Source organism: Saccharospirillaceae bacterium (assembly GCA_022448365.1).
Taxonomy (GTDB): Bacteria; Pseudomonadota; Gammaproteobacteria; order Pseudomonadales; family Oceanobacteraceae; genus Bacterioplanoides.
Genome location: JAKVCS010000004.1, coordinates 575,896 through 594,519 on the forward strand (window position 1 = coordinate 575,896; position 18,624 = coordinate 594,519).

The 18,624-nt window shown below is 47.8% G+C and carries 12 protein-coding genes; 4 read left to right on the plus strand and 8 right to left on the minus strand.

Annotation, left to right across the window (positions count from 1 at the left end):
- Positions 1–13: 13 nt before the first annotated feature.
- From MK185_13765 to imuA, 3 genes are read right to left on the minus strand one after another with little or no spacing between them, the layout of a single operon-like run.
- A complete protein-coding gene (locus MK185_13765; protein ID MCH2041693.1) occupies positions 14–3,148 on the minus strand; it encodes an error-prone DNA polymerase in 3,135 nt (1,044 codons plus the stop codon).
- The gene (locus tag MK185_13770) at positions 3,145–4,620 is read right to left on the minus strand and encodes a DNA polymerase Y family protein (GenBank protein ID MCH2041694.1); all 1,476 of its coding nucleotides are present in this window, start codon (positions 4,618–4,620) and stop codon (positions 3,145–3,147) included. Before MK185_13770 ends, MK185_13765 begins: the two co-directional genes overlap by 4 nt.
- The gene (gene imuA / locus MK185_13775; GenBank protein MCH2041695.1) at positions 4,617–5,309 is read right to left on the minus strand and encodes a translesion DNA synthesis-associated protein ImuA; all 693 of its coding nucleotides are present in this window, start codon (positions 5,307–5,309) and stop codon (positions 4,617–4,619) included. Before imuA ends, MK185_13770 begins: the two co-directional genes overlap by 4 nt.
- Before the next feature lie 387 nt (positions 5,310–5,696).
- Here imuA and MK185_13780 point away from each other — a divergent pair, with 387 nt between their 5' ends.
- Entirely contained in the window at positions 5,697–7,670 is a 1,974-nt protein-coding gene (locus tag MK185_13780; protein MCH2041696.1) for an EAL domain-containing protein, read from the plus strand.
- Positions 7,671–7,677: 7 nt separating this feature from the next.
- Here the strand turns inward: MK185_13780 and cobO are convergent, their stop codons facing one another.
- Positions 7,678–8,322 (minus strand): cob(I)yrinic acid a,c-diamide adenosyltransferase, encoded by a 645-nt coding sequence (gene cobO, locus MK185_13785; GenBank protein MCH2041697.1) that lies wholly within the window; start codon positions 8,320–8,322, stop codon positions 7,678–7,680.
- 131 nt (positions 8,323–8,453) lie between these two features.
- On the opposite strand from cobO, the gene aceE reads away from it, so the two are divergent.
- From aceE to MK185_13800, 3 genes are read left to right on the plus strand one after another with little or no spacing between them, the layout of a single operon-like run.
- A complete protein-coding gene (gene aceE, locus MK185_13790; GenBank protein MCH2041698.1) occupies positions 8,454–11,147 on the plus strand; it encodes a pyruvate dehydrogenase (acetyl-transferring), homodimeric type in 2,694 nt (897 codons plus the stop codon).
- 43 nt (positions 11,148–11,190) lie between these two features.
- Positions 11,191–12,810: a dihydrolipoyllysine-residue acetyltransferase gene (locus MK185_13795; GenBank protein ID MCH2041699.1), complete on the plus strand. Its 1,620-nt coding sequence runs from the start codon at positions 11,191–11,193 to the stop codon at positions 12,808–12,810.
- Positions 12,811–12,867: 57 nt separating this feature from the next.
- Complete coding sequence (locus MK185_13800; GenBank protein MCH2041700.1) at positions 12,868–14,889, plus strand: methyl-accepting chemotaxis protein; 2,022 nt, start codon at positions 12,868–12,870, stop codon at positions 14,887–14,889.
- Positions 14,890–14,975: 86 nt separating this feature from the next.
- On the opposite strand, the gene MK185_13805 is transcribed toward MK185_13800, so the two are convergent.
- From MK185_13805 to MK185_13820, 4 genes are read right to left on the minus strand one after another with little or no spacing between them, the layout of a single operon-like run.
- Positions 14,976–16,172 (minus strand): sirohydrochlorin chelatase, encoded by a 1,197-nt coding sequence (locus MK185_13805; GenBank protein ID MCH2041701.1) that lies wholly within the window; start codon positions 16,170–16,172, stop codon positions 14,976–14,978.
- 50 nt (positions 16,173–16,222) lie between these two features.
- Positions 16,223–17,032 carry a precorrin-4 C(11)-methyltransferase gene (gene cobM, locus MK185_13810; GenBank protein MCH2041702.1) on the minus strand — a complete coding sequence of 270 codons (810 nt, stop codon included), beginning with the start codon at positions 17,030–17,032 and terminating at the stop codon, positions 16,223–16,225.
- A complete protein-coding gene (cobJ, locus tag MK185_13815) occupies positions 17,029–17,820 on the minus strand; it encodes a precorrin-3B C(17)-methyltransferase (GenBank protein MCH2041703.1) in 792 nt (263 codons plus the stop codon). Before cobJ ends, cobM begins: the two co-directional genes overlap by 4 nt.
- Positions 17,817–18,620 (minus strand): cobalamin biosynthesis protein, encoded by an 804-nt coding sequence (locus MK185_13820; protein MCH2041704.1) that lies wholly within the window; start codon positions 18,618–18,620, stop codon positions 17,817–17,819. Before MK185_13820 ends, cobJ begins: the two co-directional genes overlap by 4 nt.
- Positions 18,621–18,624 lie beyond the last annotated feature (4 nt).

An 18,624-nucleotide genomic window follows, 5' to 3' on the forward strand; every position in this document is an offset into this window, starting at 1 on the left:
ACAGACTACCTGATTAATGGAAGTCATGGGAGGTGATTTCCAGCTGTTTGATGGTGTCGGTTAAATCCAGTAGCCGGTAGGCAATCATATGAATCACACCGGAATTCTCATCTTTTTCGAGTTTGCCATAGACCTGTAAAATACGAGATTTCACCAGGGTTTTGAGTTGGCGTTTGGCCGTCGATAGCCAAACAACGATATTAATACTGCCGGTTTCGTCTTCCAGTGTGATAAATGTCACTCCGGCAGAGGTTCCGGGCCGTTGGCGGCAAGTAACCAGTCCGGCAACATACACCTCGCTGTTGTGCTGGCATTGCGTCAGGCCCAGTGCGGTGACACTGGCGCCGAGTTTGCCTTGTTCGCGCAATATTTCTAACGGATGCCGACCCAGTGTCAGTCCGAGGCTTTGATAATCCTCCTGTAAGTTATCAATTTCATTCGGTGCCTGCAGATAATCTTGTGAGAAGGGATTATCTAACTGTAATGGGGTTAATAAATCGTCCTGAATGGGTTCCGCGACCTGCCAGCGTGCCTGGTATCGGTGCTGCGATAAACTATCAAACGCACCGGCGCTGGCAAGTGACTCCCGTTCTTGTTTATTCAGTTGTGCCAGGCGAATACATTCAGCAATACTGTTGTAACCGTTTTCAGGCTTATGTTGTTGTAAGCGCTGCGCTGCATCCTGATTAAATCCTTTAACCAGTCGCAGACCTAAACGAAGTGGCTGACTTTTATTTATACCCTGATCAACCTCGATTCGATGATCCCAGCCGCTGTGATTAATATCCACAGGTAACACTTTTACGCCATGGTGGCGTGCGTCTTCAATTAATTGCGCCGGGCTGTAAAACCCCATCGGCTGACTATTTAATAACGCACAGCAAAACACATTAGGATAATGACATTTCAGCCAGGCAGTAACATAGACCAGCAGAGCGAAACTGGCTGCATGTGATTCGGGAAATCCGTATTCACCAAACCCTTCCAACTGACGCTGGATACGGCGGATATATTCCTGTTCAAAGCCGTTAACCAACATATTGGCTTCCAGCCGCTGCTGTAATCGGTGCATATGACCTTTTTTACGCCAGCTGGCCATTGAACGTCGTAATAAATCGGCTTCGGCGGCGGTAAAGTCGGCAGCAACCATCGCAAAAGCAATCACCTGCTCCTGGAATAAAGGAATACCCAGAGTACGCTCCAGAATCGGTCTCAATGCCTCCATCGGGTAGTCTGCAGCTTCTTGTTGATTACGACGTTTTAAATAAGGGTGAACCATGTCACCATGAATCGGACCGGGACGGACAATAGCGATCTGTACAACCAGATCATAATAATTACGAGGTTTTAACCGCGGTAACATATTCATCTGAGCCCGGCTTTCAACCTGGAAAACCCCCACGCTGTCGGCTCGTTGTAACATCTGATACGTAGCCGGATCATCGCGTGGGATATCTGCCAGCGTTGTTTGTTGTTCTGTTGTCGATAACATTTCCAGAGAGCGGCGAATCGCTGACAGCATACCCAGCCCGAGAATATCAACTTTCATCAGTCCGAGTGATTCCAGATCTTCTTTGTCCCACTGAATGACAGTACGGTCAGCCATACTGGCATTTTCTATAGGGACCAGATCGGCTAATAAACCTTCGCAGATAACAAAACCACCGACATGTTGAGATAAGTGACGGGGGAAATTGATAATATCAGCGACCAGTTGTTTAAGCGAACGCAATAAATGACCAGGCTCCTGACTGCCGGTTAACAGTTCATCCAGCCAGTTTTCGCCATGATAACGCCAACCGTAGTTGGCAATGCGTTGTTCTAACTGCAGCAGATTAAGACCCAGTGCTCGGGCAACATCACGGATGGCACTTTTACGGCGATAGCTGATTACGGTGGCTGCCAGTGCTGCTCGTTCTCGTCCGTATTTGCGATAAATATACTGGATCACTTCCTCGCGTCGCTGGCTTTCAAAATCAACATCAATATCCGGCGGCTCGTTGCGCTCTTCGGAAATAAACCGTTCAAATAACAAGCTGACTTCAGTCGGATTGACCTCGGTAATTTCCAGACAATAACAAACGATCGAGTTTGCTGCTGAACCACGTCCCTGGCAGAGAATGTTCTGAGATCTGGCAAATCGAACGATGTCATAAACGGTTAAAAAATAATGTTCATAGTGTTTGTATTGAATCAGTGTCAGTTCTTTTTCTATGGTTTTTTTTACAGTTTTCGGAATACCTTTGGGGAAACGCTTTCTGGCACCCGCCATGACCAGATCTTTCAGATGCTGATGCGGGCACTGATGTTCAGGTACCAGGTCTTCTGGATAGTGATAGGAAATTTCATCAAGATTAAAGTGACATCGGTCAGCGATCTCCGACGTGGTTGAAATCAGTTCTTGCGGATACAGATGATGCAGTTTTTGGGTGGAGCGCAGCTGACGCTCGGCATTGCTGAATAATCGGTCTTTACTTTGCTCAATGGTCTGATTCATGCGTATCGCCGTCAGACAATCCTGTAGTGATTTCCGCTGACTATGATGCATATGAACATCATTAGCACAGACAACGGGTAGCTCTTCACTTTTTGCCCATTGCAGAATTTGTTGATAGTTGTGACTGTCATGTTCATCCAGCAGACGTTCTGCTAATAGCCAATAGCGATTTTTATCGGGTTGTGGATGATAAAATTGGTTGATCAGCTGTTGCTCTTCATACTGATGAATATCTGCCGGACGACACAATAAAAAGAGATGTTTGAGAGGCAATAAATCTTGACTGGAAAACCGATAATGGCCTTTTTCTGCCTGACGACGACAATGACTGATCAACTGGCTCAGTTCGCTATAGGCTTTTTTATTCGGAGCAATTAATACATAGCAGCTACGTTTTTTCTCATCATAAAACTCACTGCCAATAATTAACCGAGTTTTTAACTTTTGGTCTTTTATCGCCTGATGTGCACGCACAACACCCGCCAGCGAGCATTCGTCGGTAATCGCCAGAGCGCGATACTGTAACTGATCGGCACGTTCAATCAGTTCCTGTGGGTGTGAGGCACCGCGTAGAAAAGAAAAGTTGCTGACACAGTGCAGCTCGGCATATTGTCGGGGGCGAATGGTATTATTACCAGAATCATCACTCATGAAAAATAGCCCTGAATAAACCATTGTTTACGGGCATCACGAAATACCCATAAGTGTTGCCGTGTATTTTTCTGTTGTTCGATCACCTGATAATAATCACGTTGTTGCTGCTCTCCGTGTTGCCACCAACCACTACTGATACGTTCGGGACCAGAAATTATGTGTTCCGGTTCTGCACAGGGAATCGCCTGTGCCAATAGCCATAATGGCCGGTCGTTTTGGCCCGTCACACGATGACGATTGTTTGCCGGATAGACCTGTTCAGCCTGCAGTGCCTGCCAGGCATGATCGGGTCGGGCATCGGCATTACTGGTTAAACGGAATAACTGGTTGTGTTCCAGTCGGGCTTGCAGGCGATTGAGCAACTGCTGGCCGTGTTCCTGGCGACAATGTACAGAATCTGGCCAATAGTCTGTTTGCTGTGGCTGCTGACTGACAAATCGACACACCTGAAGAACCATTTCCCGTACTGGCGCGGTTAACGTCTTCTTCTCTAATTGGTAACGAATTAACTGGGTTAATTCCTGCTGACGGTATTCCGCCCGGGCAAAACGAATCAACCAATGACTGTCATTATTGAGATCCCCGGCATGTTGGCGGTGCTTCAGTCGAATTCTGACATGATCAATCGCCAGTTGCCGTTGGTGCAGAAAAGCACTGAGGACGCTGAGCTGTCGGCGTAATGGAAACAACAGGCCGTTAACGTGTTCAACGTCGTGAATGAATAACGCTTCATCACAGAAGTCGAGTGGTGGTTGGAAGAATTTCATTGTGGTTGGTTTGTCGCCACTCAACTGCATCAGCCAGTGAATCAAGTCACTGTCGAAGCGACTGGCGAGTTCCGATAGTGGCAGTTTCAGTAGTTGGTGGTAATGGTGAACACCGAAGCGCTGTAACGCCAGCTGATGAGATTCTGCTAACCCCAGCTGCGCCATCGATAACGGCCGGAGTTGTTGTTGGTTATCCATCTTTAACTGCTGGTGTTTAAGCGGATGTTGCCACTGCCGGGTTTGGCCGCAGTTATTGACGGCCAGAACTTTGGCAACCGCGGGGGTATAGCCCAGGGCTATTTGCAGTGGCCACTGATACGCTTCAGCCCGTTTCTGAATCTGCTGACACAAAGCGGATGCGCCACCAAACAAATTTTGCATACTGGCAGCCTCAAGCCAAAGTCCTTGTGGCGGATCAAGACATACTTGAGCAGAAAAACGGTATGCCCACAGCGCTTGTTGCTGTAGCAGCTGTTCGGCCTTGTGCGGATCCATCAGGCTGGTTTGCAGGTTGCTGCACAGACACAGAGCGCTGGCTAAGGGCATATCCACTTCGACACCGGCATCGGCTGCCCGTGTATTGCGCTGACAGACATAATACTGCCCTCCCTGGGCTTCCAGCAGAGCGAAGGGACCCGCCTGCTGCTGATGGAAGCTGTGCAGGTACAAATCCGGAAAATACAGATAAATCCAGAAATTCATAAAGACGGTGCCGGGCTGATGTGCGCCAGATCGTGGTTCAGAGTGAAAGGGCTGCTTGGCCAACTGCCCCGGCGCTTCAGGAATTCCAGTGTCAGGCCTTGTCGCTGGCGCTGCAGTTTTAACCGCAATGCCGCCGGAGAACCGCTGGCATCAAACGGAGTTTGTGGCCATAGCCAGCAAAAGCTCTGACTGTCCTGGGCCGCGATCTGCAACCGTCGGATATGTTGTTTGTGCCATTGTTGCGGCCAACCCAGCACGGCACTGCATTGACCACTGCGCAAACCTTCCTCCATGCACCATAAAGCTTGCTCATAACTCTGGCTGTGTACAACCAGTATCTGTTTCAGCTCGACTCCGGCACTCATTAATGTGGGGGCATAAGGAATGGCGGGTGGCGCGACCCATAACAACCACTTGGCTTGCTGGCTCAGTGTTGCCAGTGCCGGTAAAAGCAGACTGACCTCGGCACTGCCTGGCTGGGCGTAGATTTCACACACCTGACCAGGCTGCCAGCCGCCACCAGGCAAGTACTGATTCAGTTCGGTAAAACCACTACTCAGTATGTTATCGGATTCGTCCTGGCAGTCATTGGCAGACCAAACCTGGCCCAGACCAATCATCTGCTGCAGCGTATCGACCGGTTGTTTTGCTGTTTTTTTGTAAAGCCCTGTGTGTTGTGTGCTGACCATTATTGAATGCCGGTATATGTTTTTATATACAGTACTGTACAAATAACCAGTATTCAATGGTTGGGAACACAACCAACCATGAGATGCCTGAAATGACAGCTGCTTTGTTATTCCGGTATCTATTGACGTTTATCACCAGTTGCAGCTTTAAGATTTTAATAATGATATTCGATTAATTTACAATCCTGCATATAAACTCCGGAAACTCAGGTACTTAGAGACGTAAGCAAGGCCCGGTAAGGATTTTTATAAGATGCCATGCTTAGCCGCTATAACTCTGTACTTTTGTCTGATTAGCGTCTTTAATTCGTGAACAAGGTTAATTTATATATTTATCTTTTGATAAACCGAGGTTTATCAATTGTTCCGAGTCTGCAGTAGTTGTCAATGAAGTTACCCAGTCTGAATGCCTTAACTGTTTCCCAGCTCAGATCCCCGGTCTGGGCCTACGATGTGGTTGGTCAGAAAATGGTCTGGGCTAATGCATCTGCATTGGAATTATGGGACGCTGACAGCCTGGACGAGTTTTGTAACCGGGATTTTTCCAGTGATCAATCTCAGGCGGTACAGCAAACTCTGATGGGATATATGGAACGCTTTAACGTCGGTGAACACATCGACGTTTGGTGGGAAATACAACCAAAAGGGCAGAAAAAACGGGTTTTCTGTCGTTTGTCTGGCGTGATGGTCGAGCTGGAAGACGGTAGCGAGCGCATGGTGATGTTACTGGAAGGGCAGTTCTCACCGGAAATGCTCAGTGATGGTGGTATACCTTCGGCTGCCATGGCCGTTATTTTTGATGAAGACGGCAGCATCATCAGCGTTAATCCTCCGTTTATCGAACAGTTCGGTGACAATATCGAAAACCTGCGCCAGGTTCTGGTTGACGACATCAGTGTCTGGTTCGTTAAAGTCATGAGTTCCAATGGCCGTGATATTGAGCTGAATACCCTCAAAGGGATGCGCTGGCATCACGCTGAAGTGAATATCCAGCATAAAATTTCTTCTTCACCTTGTTATGTCCTTACCCTGATTGATATTCAGGAACGTAAGCTGCGCGAAATTGAAACCGCTAATGAAGCCCGCTCCGACCTGTTAACCGGATTAATGAATCGTCGTGGTTTACTGCAATATATGTCGAGCCATCAGGGTAAAGAATATTCGCTGTTTTATATCGATTTGGATGGTTTTAAACCCATTAATGACAGTTACGGGCATAACGCCGGAGACGCATTGCTGCGCCGTCTGGCCAATGTGTTGATGTCGCAGCCTGGTAAAAAAGTCTGTGCGCGCCTTGGTGGCGATGAATTTGTTGTGGTTTTTCTCGGTAAAAACAGTACTAAAGGTATTCTCGAAAAGGCACGACAGTTGTTATACGACTTATCACGTCCATTTGAAGTGGCCAGTGATTGTGTTGTCAGAGTGTCCGCCAGTATTGGTATTGCCTGTTCTCCGGAAGACTCGTCTGATATTTATGAATTGGTCGTTCAGGCGGATGCAGCAATGTACGAAGCGAAAAAACAGGGACGTAATCAGGCTGTGGTTTATCAACCGGGCATGGAATCGTATCTGCGACGTCGTACTGAAATTCTGCAGTATCTGGATGAAGCCATCAGTAATAATGAATTTGTTCTGCATTATCAGCCAATTATTAATGCTCAGAGTAATGAGACCGTAATGGTTGAAGCGCTATTACGCTGGCATCATCCAACATTAGGGCATTTGTCGCCGCTGGAATTTATTGCGGTAGCAGAAGACAGCGGTAAAATTGCGCGTCTGGAATCCTGGGTTATTCAACAAGTCTGCCGTGATCTGACGGATATTCGTCAGCGTTTTTCACCGCAGGCAAAAGTCACTATTAATATATCAGGCGCACACATGGTTCAGCCTGGTTTCATCGACAAACTGGTGGCGTTGTTAACTTCGTATAATTATCAGGCTGATGATGTGGTGCTGGAACTGACAGAGAGTGTACTGGTACCCGTTGTCGAAGAAAATAATCCTTGCCTGGATCAGCTGGTGGAAGCCGGGTTTAAACTGGCCATTGATGATTTCGGTACCGGCTATTCCTCGTTGGCTTATATCAGTCAGCTGCCAGCACATTACGTTAAAATTGATAAAGCGTTTATTGATCGTCTGCAGCAAGATCACAATACACTGATTTTTATCCGCGATTTATGCGAGAAATTTAATATGCAGTGCATTGCTGAAGGTGTTGAGGTGATGGCTCAGAAAGATATTCTGAGTAGCACCAGCATTTTACTGCAGCAAGGGTATTTCTACGCTATGCCGCAGCCACTGGAGTCATTAACCTCGCTGGAAGCTACCCGTGCTGGTATCGAAGTGATCCATCACCAATAAATAGCTGTTACCACTCGATCCCTGCCTGAGCTTTTACTCCGGCCTTAAAGGCGTGCTTTTCCATTTTCATATCGGTAACTGTGTCGGCGTATTCACGCAAAGCGCTCGGTGCACCGCGGCCGGTAAGAATCACGTTCTGATCCTTTGGACGGTTATCCAGAGCTTCCTTTAAGGTTTCCCAGTCGAGCAGCTTGTAAGCCAGCATATACGTAATTTCATCAAACATTACGGTGCGCAGTTGTGGATTTTCCAGCATGGCTTTGGCTTTGGGCCAAACGGTATCAAATGCCAGTTGATCGCGCTCTTTATCCTGAGTTTCCCAGGTGAAACCGGACCCCATGACCTCATGTTGCAGCCCATCCAGATTTTTCAGGATATTAGCTTCGCCGCAGTTCCAGGTGCCTTTAATAAATTGCACCAATCCGGCCTGGTAACCGTGTCCCAACGTCCGGATAACGGTACCGAAGCCCGAACTGCTTTTACCTTTACCGGTTCCGGTTAACACGATCACCACACCGCGCTCTTCCTGGGCGCGTTCGATGGCGGCATCTACTTTGGCTTTGTGGCGCGCCATTTTTTCTTTATGGCGCTGATTTGCTATCTCTTTGTCGGTTAGTTGTTCAGCGGTCAACTTTTCGTTTTCTTGGCTCATGTTCACTTCACAGTCGTTCCCCAGATCCTTTGACTATACTGGATTAAGGAACAGTTCTCACTCACCAACGACTTTGCAGTGTTTGAGCAATCAGGTACTCAGTAATAACCGATAAACTCCGGGAGCCTTTAATGGACGAGAATCCGCTGGATAATGCCCAAACTGTTGATATCGATCCGCAGGAAACCAAAGAGTGGCAGGATGCTATTCACTCTGTCATCCGTGCTGAAGGTGTCGAACGGGCGCATTATCTGATTGAGCGTATTGCCGAACGGGCAACGAAAAGCGGCATGCCATTGCCATATGCGTTAAATACCCCTTATCGCAATACGATTTCACCGGAAAATGAAGCCCCGATGTCGGGCGATTTATTTATGGAACGGCGCATCCGCTCGCTGGTGCGTTGGAATGCACTGGCGATGGTACTGAGAGCAAATAAGGAAGGAGGTGGTGATCTGGGAGGTCATATTTCCAGTTTTGCTTCCAGTGCAACGTTATACGATGTGGGTTTTAACCATTTTTTTCGGGCGCCGAATTCAGCCAATGAGGACTGTCCTCACGGTGATCTGCTGTACTACCAGGGTCACGTTGCACCGGGTATTTACGCTCGTTCGTATCTGGAAGGCCGTTTTCAGGAATCCGATCTTGAGCGTTTTCGTCAGGAGGCGCTGGGTCCGGGGTTATCTTCCTACCCTCATCCGAAACTGATGCCGGATTATTGGCAATTTCCGACGGTATCCATGGGGTTAGGGCCTTTGCAGGCGATTTATCAGGCGCATTTTATGCGTTATTTATCGGCCCGCGAGCTGGTACCACGAAAAGATCGTAAAGTCTGGGCCTTCCTCGGTGATGGTGAGTGTGACGAACCGGAAACACTTGGAGCGATTGGTCTTGCGGGTCGTGAAAAACTGGAAAACCTGATCTTTGTCATTAACTGTAATTTGCAACGCCTGGATGGCCCGGTGCGGGGCAATGGCAAGATTATTCAAGAGCTGGAAAGTCAGTTCCGGGGCGCCGGCTGGAATGTCATTAAAGTGGTATGGGGTCGTTTCTGGGATCCATTACTGGCAAAAGATCGCAAAGGACTATTGCAGAAGCGAATGGATGAAACCGTCGATGGTGAATTTCAGAATTACAAAGCCAAAGGTGGAAAATACACACGTGAGCATTTCTTTGAAGCCTATCCTGAATTAAAAGAAATTATTAAAGATTTGTCCGATGACGATATTTATAAATTAAATCGTGGTGGTCACGACCCTTACAAAGTATTTGCGGCGTACCAGGCGGCTATGAACCATAAGGGGCAGCCAACGGTTATTCTTGCGCATACCGTAAAAGGTTATGGTATGGGAGCAGAAGCTGAAGGACAGAACCAAGCGCATCAGGTAAAAAAACTGGATATCGAAAGTATTCGCGCATTCCGTGATCGTTTTGATATTCCGGTGCGTGATGAAGATCTGGAACATCTGCCTTTTTATCGCCCTCCTGCAGACAGCCCTGAGCTGCAATATATGCGTAAGCAGCGGGAAAAACTGGGTGGTTTTTTACCACAGCGCAATGAAAACTGGACCGCACTGACCGCACCGGATTTAGCATTCTTCAAAGCACAAACCGATGGTACGGGAGAACGCGAAATTTCGACCACCATGGCATTTGTGCGCATCATGTCACAGTTGATTAAAGACAAAACCATGGGGGATCGAGTCGTCCCGATTGTGCCGGATGAAGCACGAACCTTTGGTATGGAAGGTATGTTCCGCCAGTTGGGTATATATTCCTCGGAAGGTCAATTGTATGAGCCGGTTGATCAGGGTCAGGTAATGTATTACCGCGAAGATAAAAAAGGTCGGATTCTGGAGGAAGGCATCAACGAAGCAGGCGCATTTTCTGCCTGGATGGCTGCGGGAAGTTCATACAGCACTAACGGCCTGGCGATGATACCGTTTTATATTTATTACTCCATGTTTGGTTTCCAGCGAGTTGGAGACCTGGCCTGGGCAGCCGGTGATATGCAATGTCAGGGCTTCTTAATTGGTGCTACTTCCGGGCGTACCACATTGAATGGTGAAGGCTTACAACACCAGGACGGTCACTCCCATATTCTCGCCTCAACCATTCCTAATTGTGTGTCTTACGACCCAACCTATGCCTACGAGTTGGCGGTAATTATTCAGGATGGTTTAAAGCGGATGTATGAGAAGAAAGAAAAAGTCTTTTATTACATCACCAGTCTGAACGAGAACTATGCACACCCGGCAATGCCTGACGGTGTGGAAGAAGGCATTCGCCGTGGTATTTATCGCCTAAAAGCCAACACTCAGTCTGGTCCGAAAATTCAGCTATTGGGCTGCGGTTCGATTTTACGTCAGGTCGAAACAGCGGCGGAATGGTTGGCCGATCAAGGTATCAGTGCAGATGTCTGGAGTGTCACGTCATTTAATGAATTACGTCGTGATGGTCTGGCTTGTGAGCGTCAGGAATATCTATCCGCGGGGGATCAGCAGGTACAACCGTATGTTACCCGGCAGTTAGCGGCTTCCAGTGGTCCTATCCTGGCAACCACGGATCATATGAAAGCATATGCTGAACAAATTCGTCCGTTTATTCCTGAAGGTCGTCGTTATCGTTGTTTAGGCACCGATGGCTTTGGCCGTAGTGATTCACGCGAAAACCTGCGTCGTTTCTTTGAGGTTGACTGGCAACATGTGGCCTGGGCGGCGGGTTTTGAACTGCTGAAGCAGGGCGATCTGAAGCCGACTGAACTGGAACAATGGCGCACAGCGCTCAACATCGATGCCAGCAAACCCGATCCGCTTTACTCGTAATAAGCGTACTCATAACCAGGCAGGGTAGTAAGGAGAAATACGTATGAGCAAAGAGTTCCGAATTCCGGATTTGGGCGGGGCGGGCGACGTTGAAGTGATCGAGATTTCCGTCGCAGTGGGCGATCAGATCGAAGCGGAACAAACTTTACTGGTGCTTGAAACAGACAAAGCCAGTATGGAAATCCCAGCGGAAGATGCCGGTCGGGTAGAAGCTATAAAGATCGCGGTTGGTGATAAAGTTAATGAAGGCGATGTATTTATCAGCATTGTATCCCGCTCTGACAATTCATCTGTCGAGGCCACAGTCGCGGAAGTCGAAACAACGGAGGTTACGGTTCCTGCGTCGGAAAGTCAGACGAATAGGGTGACTGAACGTACTGAAAAAGCCATTGTTATTCCGGATCTGGGAGGGAGTGAAGGCGTAGAAGTGATCGAAGTGAATGCCGTGGTTGGAGATCAGGTAGAGGAGGAGCAAACCATCCTGGTGCTGGAAAGCGATAAAGCAACCCTGGAAATTCCAGCTGGCGAAGCCGGTGAGATTACTTCTCTGGCTGTTGTCGTGGGTGACAAGGTGAGCGAAGGGGATGCAATGCTGACTCTGCGGTTGGCGGCAAGCTCAGACGACCATACGTCCGACGATGTTTCGTCTCCACAGGACCTCGCCTCAAAGAACAGCAACCATGTAACGTTACACACTGAAACACCGAAAACACCTGTCAATCCTGACCCAAATTCAGTAGTGCAGCCGCCACCGACGCGGGTCTCTGGCCAGGTGCATGCAGGGCCTGCTGTGAGAAAACTGGCGCGGGAATTCGGTGTCGAGCTGTCAGAAGTCAATGCCAGTGGTCGTAAGGGACGTATCACCAAGGATGATGTTCAGCAGTTTGTTAAGCAACGTATTAACGCCCCTCATAGCGCTGCAGGGGGAGGAATTCCGGCCATACCAGAGATCGATTTCTCCAGATTTGGTGCTGTATCGACCGAACCTCTGAATAATATTAAACGGGCGACAAGCAAAGCAATGACGGCTGCCTGGCTGAATGTACCCCAGGTTACCCAGTTTGATCTGGCCGATATTACTGACCTTGAAAGCTATCGTAAGACCCAGAACACACGGTACCTCAGCCAAGGTTTACGTTTCTCTGTCGTGCCGTTTGTATTGAAAGCTCTGGCTAAGGTTTTACGGGAATTTCCACAATTTGCTTCGTCACTGAGTCGTGACGGCGAGTCTTTGATCTTAAAAGACTATGTTCATATTGGTGTGGCCGTTGATACGCCAAAAGGATTACTGGTGCCTGTAATTCGTGACGTTGATCAACTTTCTGTTACAGAAATCACACAGCAGATTAATGAAAAAGCGCAAAATGCCCGTGATGGTAAGCTAACCTTATTAGATATGCAGGGTGGCTGTTTCAGTCTATCGAGTCTGGGTGGCATTGGTGGTACTGCATTCACGCCGATTGTGAACCCACCGGAAGTGGCTATTCTTGGACTATCGAAATCTGAAATGAAGCCGATATGGAATGGACAGGAGTTTGTTCCGAGACTGATGTTGCCACTCTCTTTATCGTATGACCACCGGGTAATTGACGGGGCAGAAGCGGCCAGATTCAGCCAACGTTTGGTTGACTGCCTGCAAGATTTAAGAAACGTGCTGATGTAATCGTGATTAGTGGGTTGCATGCAGCCGACTATAAAAATACAAGGGGTTTAATCGCTCATGTTAAAGGCTCTTATGTGGCCAGCTATTAAATTTATGGGGCGACTCAATTACGCCGCTAAATTTGGCCTGATTAGTTTTCTGTTTACTTTGCCGTTGGTGGTGCTTAGTGGACAGGTATTTTTGTCAGCTTTTGAAACAGTGAAAAAAACCGAGTATGAACTATCCGCCATCGGCACCATTGGAGAACTGATAGAGTTCTCTCATGATCTTGAACTCTATCGTGATCAGGCGTCGGTGTTACCTTTTATGAGTAATGCTGAGCTTGAACAAAAAATGTCCCGCCACAAAGACGGCATTGAAATTCAGCTGAAGCGCTTGATTGATAACAGTCAAACAGAGGCGCTGCGTGAAAACCTGGAAGCATGGCGTCGTGATTATGGCATTCGATTAAGTATTGTTGGAGAAAACCGGCAATCGGTTTACGCCGATCAATTACAGCATTACCAGACGGCCGTTGACGAATTTCAATCGTTAATTCGTCAATACAGCCAGGCCAGCGGCGTGAGTTTAGATCCTGATTTCGAAATTCAGGGGCTGGTATCCATCTTGTTAAATGATATGCCACAAGTGATTGAAGCTGCGGGGACTGCCCGTGCGATTGGTACATACGGGATGATTGAGAAGTACATTAAGTCCACCACCTTCGACTTATTAAACGATGCTTACGATGCCTTAATTTCTGCGGAAGCTGTTATGGCGGTTGTTGTTGCCGCTTCTAATGAAGCGGGTTTTTCTAAGCTTGGGGAAGCGGCTTATGCAGCAAATAACTCCCTGGAGAATATCCGCATCAAACTCGACGACGAGGCCATCTCTGCTGTTTCTGTGGAAATGACATGGCAGGAGTATGATAAGTTTTTTGAGACGGAGATGAATCAATTACAGAATATCGAAGCCAAGATTCTACCACTGATTGCCGAAAAGCTGCGGGAACGTCTGCAAACTCAACAAAGTAAAGTGCGTAATTTTCTAATTGTTATTGCGGTTGTACTGTCCATTATTGCATACCTGTATCTCGCATTTTTCATGTCGATCCGATTCACAATTAAACGTTTTTCGAAAACGGCAAGCTCCATTGCAGAGGGTAATCTGACTCAGGAGATCAGATTCCAGGGGCAGGACGAGATGGGTCAATTACGCGACTCATTTAACGGCATGGTGTCGAATATCCGTACGACATTGGCAGCCGTTAAGGAATCGGCTACTGCAGTTACCAACAACGTCAACGACGTTGAAGGCATTGCCCAGCGCAGTCGTCAGGCCGTGCAGAACCAGCTTGATCAGACGCATGAGGTTTCTGATGCGTTGGGAGCAATGGTTGATCGTGCAGTAATGGTTACGGAACTGGCAGAGGCTGCCGAAGAGGCAGCAAGAACGGGCCAGGTGAAATCGGATGAAGCAGGTCAGGTGGTTACTCATGTGATGGGAGAGGTCAGACGTCTGTCACAGGAAATGGAGAACTCGATGGAGGCAGTCAATCGATTGGCTGAAAATTCAACGAGTATTTCCAGCATTCTTGAAACGATAAAAGGTATTGCAGAACAAACGAATCTGTTAGCACTCAATGCTGCAATTGAAGCTGCAAGAGCGGGTGAGCAGGGCCGTGGTTTCGCGGTCGTTGCAGACGAAGTTCGCACGCTCGCGAGTCGTACTCAAGGCTCAGCGCAAGAAATTGAGGGCCTCATCAGCGACGTTCAGCAGAATATTGTCAGCGCTGTTGATACCATGAAGGTGAATCGCGATATGGTTGAAACAACCGTAACCAATTCAGAGCAAGTGGGAGTTACCTTATCTGAAATTCAGACAAGCATGGGCGATATACAGTCGAAAACCAATGATATTGTAGTGACCGCCGGAGAACAGAAGAATAATGCCAGTGCTTTGGAAACCAATCTGGATGCCATTCGACTGAGTGGCGAGGAAACCTCAGCCAATGCCGAAGGCACCGTGGATGCGGTACGCAAAGCGCAAGCAATTACGGATTCCCTATCGCAACGGGTCGAACAATTTAAGGTACAGTAATCGGGTACAGTGACGGACAGATAAAAAAAGAGCGACTAATGGGTCGCTCTTTTTATTGGGTCTTGCATTATAACCGCTATCCGGGTTTAACGGCGTTTACAGGTGGGGACTCTGTCTTGTTCTGCTTTAATCGCCTTCTCCTCATCAATAACGTGTTGTGGAAACTGACGCATAAAACAACAGCAGATATTGTCATTAATCATCGTGCGTGGCCCATGTGGATGAGCAATGTGTTTGTAGGGAGCATGGTGGTGACCATGATCGTGTGAATGGTCGTGTGAATGATCGTGTGAATGATCGTGTGAATGGTCGTTTGAATGGTCGTTTGAATGGTCGTTTGAATGGTCGTTTGAATGGTCGTTTGAATGGTCGTGTGAATGGTCAGGTTGGAATTCTGCGTGGTGATGATGGACATCCACTTCACCTGCGGCCAAACGCCTTTCAAAGTCTTCCATCAGGGTTAGCTGTCCAGTGTGGTTTTGTGCCTGATGCTGAATCTCACTGATACGGGTAATGAAGGTATTCAGTACGTGAGACTGATCTCTCAGATAGTCAGCCTTAATAAACTGTACATCCGGTTGCTGTTCGGCAACGCTATCGACATAAGCGTAAATCCGGTCGATCAGGCGTCCGCCAAACAGGAAGTAAGGCGCGACCACCACTTTCTTAAAACCAAGCTTACACGCCATTTCGAGTCCACGTCCTACGCTGGGATAGGTGACCCCGGAATAAACCGTTTCCGACCACCCAAAGCCGAGATTTTCGCTGACCATGCGGGTTAATTTAGCGGCTTCAGCGTTGGCCTCGGTGACCGAAGTTCCACGGCCGACAACAATCAGCATGGTGTCGTACAAACTACCGGCTTCCGGAATTTGATCGTAGCCGAGTGATTCAAGGATACGTTGCTGAAAGGCAAGAAGCATTTCATTGTGTAATCCCAGCTCACGGCCATATTCGATATTCAGGTTTGGGTATTTCTGTTGGTAGGTAGTCAGTACAGAGGGAATATCATTTTTTGCATGCGTGGCTGCAAACAGCATTCCCGGGACAGCCAGAATATTTTCAACACCTTGTTCACGCAGACGATCCAGCGCCATATGAATATTGGGTGCAGAATATTCAAGGAAACCGTATTCGATTTTTAGCAGCGGGAAGCGCTGGCGTAATCCTTTAGCCAACAAGCTGAATTCTTCCTCGGCAATCTTTGCTCGACTGCCGTGACCACAGATAAGTACACCACTGCGTTCAGGTAATTGGCTTAATAGTTGATTGTAATCTTTCATGAGGTGATCTCAGTCGTTTATTCGTCTTATATGTTCGCGAATTATTATTTTTAAATTTTTGGGTGTGCGCTGCTGAAGTTTACATCGCGGGCAACTTTGCGTTTATTTTTTGGACGATAGACGTGGGCCTGACTTTCGTCATATAAGTAGGAATCGGCAAAATCGTCACTGGCCAATACATGACCGACCAGAATTAACGATGTTCGGGTAAATTTCTTTTGCCGAACCTTTTCGACAATATCCTTCAGCGTACCCATGACCTTATCCTGATCTTCCCATGAGGTGCGGTAACATACCGCTACCGGACAATCCTCACCGTAATGTGGAATTAATTCATCGACTATTTTATGTATCCGTGTAATACCCAGATGAATCGCCAGTGTCGCACCGCTGGCAGCCAGGGCAGGTAAACGTTCTCGCTCAGGAAAGGGCGTCTTACCCTCATAACGGGTCATAATAACGGTTTGCGAAACACCAGAAAGAGTCAACTCTTTACCCAACCAGGCAGCAGATGCTGAAGTGGCGGTAACACCCGGGATAATTTCGAAATCAATATTTAACTGCTTTAAGCGTCGGATTTGCTCACCGATGGCACCATAGACTGATGGATCGCCACTGTGAACTCTGGCGACATCCTGACCTTTACTTGCGGCTTGTTGAATATGTCCGATAATTTCGTCAAGGCTCAGCGATGCGGTATCAATAATACATTCGGCACTGTCTTCAACATCAGCCATAATGGCACGCGGAACGAGAGAACCCGCATATAAAATTACCGGACAAGCATTAATGCGTTTCTGAGCTTTAACGGTGATTAATTCCGGGTCTCCCGGACCTGCTCCAATAAAGTAAACCTTCATAGTTTTTTACTGTAACCCCGCGGTGTATAAATCCAATGCTTTTCTCCATTGATAATATGGCGTGACTCGCTGTTGCCGACACTCACCAGTGTGAACATATCAACATCGTTGGCATCGAGATTTTCAAGTGTCGTAATGGTAATACACTCGTCTTCCCGGGTTAGTTGTCGTCCCAATAATACGGGAGTATTACCAGGGCGGTATTGCAACAGAATGTCGCGGGCACTATTTATTTGCCAGTCACGTTTCTTCGATCTTGGATTGTAAAACGATACAACAAAGTCGCCGCTACCGCATGCATGTAAGCGCTTTTCAATGGTTTGCCACGGCGTTAATAAATCCGACAGCGAAATGGTACAAAAGTCATGCCCTAGCATAGCGCCGACACGGCTGGCTCCGGCTTGCATGGCGGATATACCCGGGACAACCTCAATGTCCACATCAAGCCATTGCGCTGATAGCAGCGATTCGGTTTCTTTTCCCTGTAGCTGCAGGTCAAGGAGTTCAAACACCAGTGTCGCCATGGCATAAATACCAATATCGCCACTTGAGATCAGGGCGGTATTATTACCCTGGGCGGCGAGATCAAGCGCCAGGCGTGCACGACCAATCTCCTCTCCTAATGGCAGATCATGGTGTCGTTTGCCATTGCATACGTCTCCAAGTAAATCCAGGTATAAACCATAAGCAACCAGATCACTGCATTGTGATAGTGCATAACTGGCCTTGGGTGCAACGAGATCACGATCACCGGGACCGGTACTGATTAAAAATAATTTTCCACTCATAAACTGCTTTTTATCTCAGATTGTTTATTAGGGTAGACCCGGGCAATAGCACAGGTTGCCTTTGCATTTTTTTGTTTTTCCACCAGTAATTCGGCAGAGGATGCCGCTAACCGATCGCCCGCTAATAACGCGCTGGATTCCGCAACACCGGCAACGCCAACAGTATCGAATACGTATTGAGAAGGATTTTTCAGTCGTGCGGAGACGGTATTAAGGTCAGCTACTGTCCAGGTTGAGAATGGACGCTGATATTTCTGCGCGATTGTAATCATGGCACGCTCGTCGGCCTTTAAGTCGATGCTATTAAAGCTGTGGACTTGATCAATCGTAATGTCTGCTTGCTTCAGGCAGTCATGAATGAGACTTTCCAGGTATTCAGCAGGACAGTTACGTTCGCACCCCAAACCCAGCGTATATTGTGGCGAAATATAGTTGTTGGCAGTGGTTGAAACCCATGTCGCCCCGAGTTTCATGGCAATCTTATGACCCCAGTCGTTAGCACCGCCCTCATGACCAGAGAGTAGGGGGATTACAAATTGTCCTGCTTCATCCACGGCGAGAACGGCCGGATCACGATATTTATCAGTCAGCACTGGGGCCAGAGTGCGAATAATGATGCCAGTAGCGCATATCGCTATCAGGCGTTCGCCTTGTTGATAAGCGCGCTGCACGATCTCGGCAAAAGGCTTTGGTTTAAATAAAATCTGGCATTCCGCCCCCTGATTCGTAACGATTTTTTGCAATCGCTGCGCCAGCAAAATGCCGGCTTCTGTCAGAGCAATTATTTTGACGGGACTCATACAA